Source organism: Actinomycetota bacterium (assembly GCA_005774595.1).
Taxonomy (GTDB): Bacteria; Actinomycetota; Coriobacteriia; order Anaerosomatales; family D1FN1-002; genus D1FN1-002.
Window position 1 is genome coordinate 1 of the sequence record VAUM01000211.1, and the last position, 3,485, is coordinate 3,485.

Consider the following 3,485-nt stretch of genomic DNA (forward strand, 5'->3'; position numbering starts at 1 on the left):
CCCCGGGATGTCGACACCCCGGGAACCGCCCGGGAGCAGCACCTGGGCCGCGCTCCCGGTCGTGGCCGGCAGAGACGCCGCCGACGCGTACGCCGTGCCTGTGGCGCCCGGCGACGGCATCACGGGCAGCGTGCCGGTCGTGTGGTCGAGGCAGTACGCGAACCCGTTGACCGGCGCGGTGGTGAGGAACGACATCTCCGGATAGAGGCCCGAGTACCACGACATCGGGTGCATCACGTCCGTACCCGCGACACCCAGGCCGTCGGCTCCTTGGCCGGTCACCGTGATCGTCGTCTCCTGGTACAGCTTGGAGGGGTCGGGTGGTGCGTCGGCGTCGTAGTCGAGCACGAAGCTGCGTGTGGCGGTCCTAGAGCGGTTGTATAGGTCGGTGACGGTCGCGCTGAACGTGTGCGTGCCCTCGGCGTAGGCTGCCGTGGACAGCGTCGCGCGATAGTCGAACGGAGCCGCGGTCATCGTCGCGATGCCGGTGCTGTCTACCGAGAAGGTAACGCGCTGGATGCCGGCGCGATCAGTGGCGTCCACGCTGAAGAACGGGGTCAGGCCGAGCGTCGCGCCGGCCGACGCCGGCGTGAGGATCGAGATGGTCGGCGTGTCGGTATCGGAGTAGAACGAGTACGAGGTCCGCGGTCCGATGTTGCCGGCGAAGTCGACGCACGCGACCTCGAGCGTGTTCATGCCGGGATGGAACGACGAGATCGTGAGGGACGCATACGGCGCCCACAGGGTGTTGGTGAAGTCGCTCGTCCAGATGCCGTCGTTGTTGGCGTCCTCCGGCGGATTCTGGCGCGTGCCGTTGACCCACACGGCCCAGCGGGAGTCACCTGACAGCTCGTCGTAGCCGGTGGCGACCAGACTCGTCGAGCACGGGTTGTCCCAGATGAAGGTGCGCACCGCGCGGGGGATCACGCTCGCCGTGCCGTCTGCGGCATGGAAGTTGTCCAGTCCCCTCGGTGGCGTGACGTCGAGGCCGAAGTAGTAGTGGGACGTGACACCGCTGGCAGACGCCTCGCTCCCCGCCCACGCTCCGACGGACTTCGCGTGCAACGCCCAAGGGCCCTCGTAGGGGTAGTACATCCCGGGCATCCAGAAGCCGTACGCACCCAGCTGCTCCCAGCCGAGGATGTCGAGGCCCGGCATCCCGGTCTCCTCATACAGGACGGGCCAGAAGTCGGTCATGTCCCACTTCTCGGGCGGCAGCGTGTACTGGAAGGGCACGGTGCGCAACGCCATCGGCGGGCTCATCCCCGCGTAGGGCACGACCGGTGTCGACAGCGCGGAGCGATCGACGTTGTACGCGAAGCCCGCGAGCGGGAGCCCGGAGTCGTAGTAGGACCCGTCGGGGTCGGCGGGGTCCGAGTACGCGCGGAATGCGACATACGGCACCTGCTGGTGGATCCAGTCGACCCCGTCGAGCGGGTTCCCCTTGCCCGGGGACTCGGTCTCAGCGTCGAAGCTCTCCACGAGCTTGACCTCCGTGAACGCAGCCGTGTACGTCGTCAACTGCGATGCGAACGCCGGCAGCGGCGAGATCAGCACGGATACCACGAGGCAGACCCAGAACTTGAGGACCCGGTTCATGTGCACGAGAATCCCTCCATCCGTGCCGAAACGACCGTCCCAGGGGCGGTCGCCGAACAGCCGAATCTTAGCACACCTGAACAGGTCAGATGGCCTCGAGACGCTCCCTGACGGCACCTGCGACGGATGCTCCGTCGAAGTGGCCGAGCCGCACGTACTCTGCCCCCGCCGCGCGTGCGAGATCGCGTGCAGCGCCCCCGAGCACGGCGCTGTCCGTGTCGATGACGAGCGCGTGGACGGCGGACGCCTTCACCCGGGTGGCGGCGGCGCGCGCGTCCTCGCTCCCGAGCCCCCCTCTGATCCCCACGTTCGCGCGGCCGTCGGTCACGAGGACGAGCCACGGCACGGTGTCGGCATTGCGCCTGACCTCGCCTTCGAGCAGCTCGAGCGATGACACGATGCCGTGCGCGAGGGGCGTCGCTCCCCCCGTCGGCATCGAGCGAAGCTTGAGCTGGGCGAGCTCGACGCTCTGGGTCGGCGGGAGCAGCACTTCGGCGTCCTCACCGCGGAACGAGACCACGCCCACCCGGTCACGGCGCTGGTACGCCTCGACCAAGAGCTCCAGCACCGCGGCCTTGGCGGTCTCCATGCGGCTCGCGGCGCCCATCGAGCCGCTCGCGTCCACGCAGAACACGATCGAGGCCCCGACGCGCCGCTTGCGCACCTTCGTGCGGATGTCCTGCGGCTCGATGCGGACGGCCATTTCACCCTCGCGCCCGGCCTGGAACGGCGCCGCCGCGCGGATGGTCGCGTCCAGCGCGAGGTCGACCGGCGCGCCGGCCTTGGCGGGCTCGGCGCGGACGTAGCGGCCGCGGCCGTCGTCGCTCGTGGTCTCCTGGCGCTTGCCGCTGTGAGCGCGGCGCGTACGATCGAGCGGAGCGGCGAGCCTCGCGCTCACGGGCTCGGCGCCCGGCCCCGCGTCCTCCGCCGAGCCGATCGCGATCACCGTCGCGCCGTCGCCGTCAGCCGGCCCGCCGTTCTCGGATGCCGGAGGCGGCGGGTCGCCCTCGCCCGATCCCGGCGACGCGGAGGCGATGACGCTCTCCACGGTCTCGTGGTCGTAGGCCGCGTCCTCGAACGGCGCGCGCCGCATGCGGTGCGCAAGCACGAGCGGAGCGACCTCGCGGACGTCGGCGATGCTCGCCTCGGAGCGGCCATCGAGTGCCGCGGCGGCCGCGGCCGCTCGCGCCATCGTCAGGTCCGCGCGATGACCATCGACGCCGAGGCGCGAGCAGATCTCGGCGATGAGCCCGAGCACCTCGTCCGACGGCGGCACCGACGGCAGGCGCACGCGGGAGTGCTTGAGCAGCAGCTCGAGGCCGGCTTCCTCGTCGGCGAAGCGACGGGCGAACGCACCGGGGTCGGACTCGAACGCGTGACGCCGCTTCACGATCTCGACGCGCTGCGCGGGGTCGGCGATGCCCTCGACCTCGACGCACAGGCCGAACCTATCGAGCAGCTGGGGCCTGACCTCGCCCTCCTCGGGGTTCATGGTGCCCACGAGGATGAAGCGCGCCGGGTGCACGAAGGAGACGCCTTCGCGCTCGACGGTGTTCACGGCCATGGCCGCCGCGTCGAGCAGCGTGTCGACGAGGTGGTCGTCGAGCAGGTTGACCTCGTCGACGTACAGGATGCCGCGGTTGGCGTCAGCGAGCAGCCCGGGCTCGAAGACGCGCTCGCCGTGCTTGAGCGCGTGCTCGAGGTGCAGAGTCCCCACAAGCCGGTCCTCGGTGGCCGAGACGGGCAGGTCGACGACGCGCGGGCGGCGCTTCTCCTTCGGCAGCGTCCCGGCCTTGCGGCGCTCGCGGCACTCCTCGCACCGCGAGCCCGGATCCGCCGGGTCGCACGAGTAGCGGCAGCCCTCGACGACGTCGATCTCGGGAAGG

2 protein-coding genes are annotated in these 3,485 nt (G+C 70.5%); both read right to left on the reverse strand.

Features of this window, described 5'->3' with window-relative positions:
- Window positions 1–1,599: hypothetical protein (locus tag FDZ70_08010; protein TLM73004.1), on the reverse strand; the 1,599-nt coding region annotated here is incomplete at its 3' end.
- A gap of 85 nt (window positions 1,600–1,684) precedes the next feature.
- The coding region (locus FDZ70_08015) for a VWA domain-containing protein (protein TLM73005.1) at window positions 1,685–3,485 on the reverse strand (1,801 nt) is incomplete at its 5' end.